The sequence below is a fragment of the Thermogemmatispora sp. genome (genome assembly GCF_019683755.1).
GTDB lineage: Bacteria > Chloroflexota > Ktedonobacteria > Ktedonobacterales > Ktedonobacteraceae > Thermogemmatispora.
Genome location: NZ_JADGHT010000285.1, coordinates 1 through 6,050, shown reverse-complemented (window position 1 = coordinate 6,050; position 6,050 = coordinate 1). Strand labels below are relative to the sequence as shown.

Genomic DNA, 6,050 nt, shown 5'->3' with positions numbered 1-6,050 from the left:
ACGCCAGTGTGCTCAGGGTATTTCAGCCAGTACTATTATAAGGCACTCTGGCGGCTAACTCTACGGTTCAGGAGTCTCTTCGCCAGGACCCGAGGCCAGAGCTTGCCTGACGGATCTGGTCAGTGGCCATTCATCTCCCCCTCCTTTTGGGCTATGGGCCGGGTGCCGGCGACAAGGTTGATCTTCTCAACTCCCTTCGCCTCTGCTGCACCTGGCCTGACCTGGCTGAGGCTGCCTGTTTCTAGTCAGCGAGTAGTCATGATCCTCCCCGCCTAGCGAAGGAAGCGAAAGGATTGCAGCATTGGCCCAAGAGCACTCATATAGAGCTGTTGATAGCGCGCCACAGGCAGGATCATATAAATGCTGAAAAGCCGGGTCTGCGACGAGCGAGCCGGGTGGTTGGTTGCCAACATAATGACCTCCATATTCACCCGCTGGCTCAGTATCTGCACCTCGCCCGTGGCCCCTTGCTGCTGCCAGATCTCGCCTCCGACGCGCACGCTGGACGGCAGGCGGACCCGCTTGTAGTTTTTATAGAGTCCGCTTTTGCCAATGGCATCAAGACTGGCCGCGATGGCATCATCAGGCGCTGTGGCCGCGTTAGGATTAGGCACAATTTGCACGGAAACGGAGGCATTATCAGCTTCATGGCTGAATTCAACGCTGCTGCCAGCGGGAGTGACCCGCCAGTCCCGTGGATAACCAATGCTGAAACCATCGCCCCGGTAGAGCAGAAGCTGCACTCCCCCTACAGTCATCAGACTCGGGGTTGGGCTAGTGCTGGCCGCTCCTGCAGACGGCCTGGCCGCCGGGGAACCACTATTGTCGCCATCGCAGGCCCCCAAAGCGCTAACCAGCGCTATGAGGAAGAGGAATAGGAAGAAGAAGAGCTGTGAAGGATAACCGTGGCCGAGGGAGAGTCGTCGTCGACAGGCGGAGCAGGCGGATCGAGACATAGCACTTTCCCGTTCCTCACAGAAATTATGCCGCTTCTCTGCGTCTTCAGAGCACTGAAGCGACGCTTCTCGAAGAAGTCGGCTTGTACGCCAGATTGTGCAGCGGGCGTTATTATAGCATATCCTGGCCAGCTCGCAGAAGGGAATTTCTGGCTAGTCTCTACGGAGCTGCACTCGGATCAGCGTCCAGTTACCAAGGCAGTCTGAGCTAGAGGGGTTGGTTTGGCCGGTCGTCGCTGTCAGGGGTGCTCATTCAGCTTCCTTTCGATTGACTTGACGCTGTCGGTCCTGTGTTGTACCCTGATAACAATCTGGAACGTTTGTCTTAGTCAGATGGTACACAGCCCCCGTCTGCCTGCCTAGGACCCCTTCCCCAGGACAGGACTTCATTGAGCCAGCCGCTAAACGCTCGCTCGCTTGAAGAGACAGCAAGACAAACTTTACACCAGTCAGACGGAGAAAAAGCAATACTTGGGGATCGCAACTGTGGATAAGATCGTTATCCGTGGTGCACGAGAACATAATTTAAAGAATATCGATCTAACTATCCCTCGCGATAAGCTGGTGGTGATCACTGGGCTGTCAGGCTCCGGCAAGAGCAGCCTGGCTTTTGATACGATCTTTGCTGAGGGTCAGCGCCGCTATGTCGAGTCGCTCTCGGCTTACGCGCGCCAGTTCCTCGATAAGATGGATAAGCCCGATGTCGACCACATTGATGGGCTGTCGCCGGCGATTTCGATCGATCAGAAGGGCGTCTCTCATAACCCCCGTTCGACGGTCGGCACGGTAACCGAGATCTATGATTATCTGCGCCTCCTCTACGCCCGTGTTGGCCATCCCCATTGTCCTCGCTGCGGGCGCGAGGTGAGCCGCCAGACCGTGCAGCAGATCGTCGATGCGATCTTGCAATTGCCCGAAGGGACGCGCATCATGCTGCTGGCCCCGCTGGTTCAGGGGCGTAAGGGCGAGTATAAGCATATCTTTGAGGAGATGCGCCGCTCGGGCTACGTCCGTGTGCGCGTCGATGGCACCATCTATGATTTGAGCGAGAATATCGAGCTGGATAAGCAGAAAAAGCATACCATCGAAGTGGTCGTCGATCGCCTGGTGATCCGCAAAGGGGGGCAGCGGGCCAGGCTGAGCGCGTTGGCCTCCAGCCAATCCGATAGCAGGACCGAGAGGAGCGAGGCCTCCTCAGCTTCTTCGACAAGTGAGCGGCTAGCTCTGCGCCGGGTAGCCGAGGAGGCAGCTTCTTATGCTCTATCCTCGCAGGCACCAGCGCCGGTGGATCAGGATGGCAGCGGGCCAGGTGGCCGGAGTGCAGCAGTCGCAGGAGAGGGAGCGCTCCCTCCCGCGGCAGAGGAGTCAGAGCTAGACGAGGTCGATGCCGCTTTTCGTCAGCGTCTGACCGATTCTCTGGAGACTACTCTGAAGCTGGGCAACGGCGTGGCGCTGGTCTCGATCGTCGGCGGTGAGGAGGTTCTTTTTTCGGAGCGCTTTGCCTGTGTCTATTGTGGGATCAGCCTGCCTGAGATTGAGCCGCGCACCTTCAGCTTTAACAGCCCTCATGGGGCCTGTCCGGCCTGCACGGGCCTCGGGACCCAGCGCGAGCTGGACGCTGAGCTGCTAGTGACCAATCCTGATTTGACGATCCGTGAGGGTGCCATCGCTCTCTGGAGCAAAATGATCAATGGTAGCCAGTGGGAGTCGGCCAAGTTGGAGGCGCTAGCGAAGCGCTTCCAAATCGATCTTGACCGGCCCTGGCGTGATCTCTCTCCTGAGCAGCAGCAGCTCATTCTCTATGGCTCCCAGGAGCCGCTGACTATTCGCTATACGCCCCAGCATGGCCAGACACGCTCGTATACGGTCACCTTCGAGGGCGTGATTCCCGCCCTGGAGCGGCGCTATCGCCAGACAGAGAGCGAGCTGATTCGCGAGGAGATTGAGTCATACATGTCGACGCGGCTCTGCCCCGAGTGCCGTGGCGCTCGCCTGAAGCCAGAGGCGCTGGCGGTGACAGTAGGAGGACGCAATATCGTGCAGGTGACACGCCTCTCGGTCAAGCAGGCTCAGCGCTTCTTCCAGGAGCTAGACGCTGGGCCGGCCCCATCGCTGGGTGTGCAGCCGCTGACAGCTAGTCACAGCGAGGATGGCGAGCCACGTGCGCCTGATCCGCTGGCGCCAATCCCTCCCGATGAGCCGCTGGTCAAGGTGCGTTTGAGTGAGCGCGAGCGGCTGATCGCCCGCCAAATTCTCAAGGAGATCCGCGCTCGCTTGCAGTTCCTGGTCGATGTCGGTCTGGACTATCTGACGCTGGATCGCACGGCGATGAGTCTTTCAGGGGGCGAGGCCCAGCGTATTCGTCTGGCGACACAGATCGGCTCTGGTCTCATGGGCGTGCTCTATATCCTCGATGAGCCTAGCATTGGCCTTCATCAGCGTGACAACCATCGCCTGATCAATACGCTGCTGCGCCTGCGCGATTTGGGTAATACGGTGCTGGTGATCGAGCACGATGAGGATACGATGCGCGCCGCCGACTATATCATCGACATTGGCCCAGGCGCGGGTGAGCATGGTGGCCAGGTGGTAGCAGCGGGCACTTTTGATGAGGTGGCCGCGCATCCGCAGTCGTTGACGGGGGCCTATCTTTCGGGTCGGCGCCGGATCGCAACGCCCTCGCAGCGCCGTCCCGGCAATGGCCACTTCCTGACCATTGTCGGCGCACGCGAGAATAACCTGAAGAATATTACGGTGCGTATTCCGCTTGGCAAGCTCGTGGCCATTACCGGGGTCTCTGGTTCGGGCAAGAGTTCGCTGATGATCGATATTCTCTATCGCAAGCTGGCGCAGGTGCTCAATCGCGCCCATGAGAAGCCGGGGGCCCATGAGCGAATCGAGGGCATCGAGTATCTGGATAAGGTGATCGATATCGATCAGTCGCCGATCGGACGGACGCCGCGCTCCAATCCGGCGACTTATACTAACGCCTTTACGGGCATCCGTGATCTGTTTGCGCAGGTGCCAGAGGCGCGCCTGCGTGGCTACCAGCCAGGTCGCTTCTCGTTCAACGTCAAGGGGGGACGCTGTGAGGCTTGTAAGGGCGAGGGCATTGTGCGTATCGAAATGAATTTCTTGCCCGATGTCTATGTGCCCTGCGAGGTCTGTAAGGGGAAGCGCTATAATCGCGAGGCGCTGGAGATCCGCTATAAGGGGAAGAATATCGCTGAGGTCCTGGATATGACCGTTGAGGATGCTATGCACTTCTTTGAGCATGTGCCGGCGGTCTACAGCAAGCTGAAGACGCTCTACGATGTGGGCCTGGGCTATATCCGTCTGGGACAGCCAGCGACCACGCTGTCGGGCGGCGAGGCTCAGCGGGTGAAGCTGGCAACGGAGCTGTCGCGCCGCGCTACGGGCCGTACTCTCTATCTGTTGGATGAGCCAACCACAGGCCTGCACTTTGCTGATATTGAGCGCTTGCTGAATGTGCTACAACGCCTGGTCGATGCCGGCAATACGGTGCTGGTGATCGAGCATAATTTGGATGTGATTAAGTGTGCGGACTGGATTATTGATCTGGGGCCGGAGGGCGGCGATGCGGGAGGCGAGGTGATCGCTGAGGGTACGCCTGAAGAGGTGGCGATGCAGGAGCGCTCTTATACAGGCCAGTTCTTGAGGCAGCTCTTTGCTCGCGAGGGCCGGGCGGTGAGTGTTTGATGATGGTCTCTTTCCGCTCACCCGGCCCTCGCTTTGGTTCCTGGTGCGACAGATAGCGCGCACCGCTGCGGCTTAGCTGATCCAGTGGCGCATTGGTAGCCCGGGTACAGGTGAGCGGAAGGTGGGCAGGCGCGACATGGTCAGGGAGCCGATGTAGACGGTGCGGAGATCAGGCCCTCCAAAGGTGATGCTGGTCAGTGTTTGGAGGGTTTGACCGGCACAGGCGGCCATGTCGGCAGGGGTGGCTGTGCCGTTGGCGATTTTCTCTTCGAAGGTTGCCAGGACTTCCTCGTTGGCTTCCTCAAAGACGACATGATAGTCTCCGTCGGTGGTGATGATCCCCAGGCCATTGCGCAGGGGTGTTGTGACCCAGACGTTGCCTTCGGCATCGAAAGCGAAGCCATCGACGACGGCTCCCACGCCGAGACCATCGGGACCAAAGACCTCTTTGTCGGTCAGGCTGCCGTCAGGTTTGACGCGAAAGCGGAGTATGCGGTTCTTCATGGTCTCGGCGACATAAAGATACTCTTCTTTAGCATCGAGGCGGATTTCATTGGTGAAATAGATGCCGTCGTAGACGATGCGAGGCCCTTTTTCGTCGAGTAGCACTATGTAGCCATCGGGACGCGGTTGAGCTGCAGCGGGCCACCATTGCTGTTCTCGCGTCGAGAAGGCCAGCCAGAGGCGATCTTGGCTATCGATAAAGACGTAATTGGCGCAGGTGGTGGGCACCCCATCGATCTCGGTCAGTACGTCTTCGCTGTGACCATCGGGATAGAGGCGCTGGATGCGACCATTGCCGATGTTGGCGATGTAGAGCGAGCCATCACGGGCCATTGCCAGACCATTTGGCTCACCCCCCAGTCCGCCAAAGAATTGCTGGCTGCCATCGGAGGCGATGCGCATGACGCCGCCGCGCCCGTCCGAGGTCCAGAGGGTGCCGTCCGGCTGGGCGATGATGGACTCGGGACGTACTAGATCGTGGCCGGTGTAGGTGAGAGCGCTCAGCTCAAGACGGAATTCTTTGATTGGCACATGGCTTTCACTCATCGTGTTTTTCCCTTTCTTCTTTGAAGAGTCTCCTACTTCCTTGACTTGTCGCGCATCGCCACAGATGATCGGCGCCGCTTCAGCAGCGCTGCTGGCCTCAGAGGCAACAGCGGCTGAACAGGAGCAGATGTCTCAGCCTGACAGATTGTATCTCACGGCACCAGGCCGTTGCAATGGTCTGACTTGCTGGCGCGGTAGAAGGTTTGCCTCCGCTTTTGCTTCTCTTCCCTTGTTGCTCAGAACCCGACTAGAAGAGGGAGAACAGGCTGTCGATCTAGGGCAGTGTGCCGATGAAAGCATCGCTGGCCCGGGCTGTAGCTGCTC

Annotated in this window: 3 protein-coding genes; 1 reads left to right on the top strand and 2 read right to left on the bottom strand. The window is 58.8% G+C overall.

The annotated features are described in order from the left end of the window. Window positions 1-272: 272 nt before the first annotated feature. Window positions 273-956, bottom strand: a complete 684-nt coding sequence (locus IRZ24_RS15585) for a hypothetical protein (protein ID WP_297165925.1) — start codon at window positions 954-956, stop codon at window positions 273-275. A 486-nt stretch (window positions 957-1,442) separates the two neighbouring features. On the opposite strand from IRZ24_RS15585, the gene uvrA reads away from it, so the two are divergent. After that, window positions 1,443-4,676, top strand: a complete 3,234-nt coding sequence (uvrA, locus tag IRZ24_RS15580) for an excinuclease ABC subunit UvrA (protein WP_297165922.1) — start codon at window positions 1,443-1,445, stop codon at window positions 4,674-4,676. 72 nt (window positions 4,677-4,748) lie between these two features. On the opposite strand, the gene IRZ24_RS15575 is transcribed toward uvrA, so the two are convergent. Beyond that, window positions 4,749-5,726, bottom strand: coding sequence for an SMP-30/gluconolactonase/LRE family protein (locus IRZ24_RS15575; RefSeq protein ID WP_297165920.1), 978 nt, complete (start codon window positions 5,724-5,726; stop codon window positions 4,749-4,751). Window positions 5,727-6,050 lie beyond the last annotated feature (324 nt).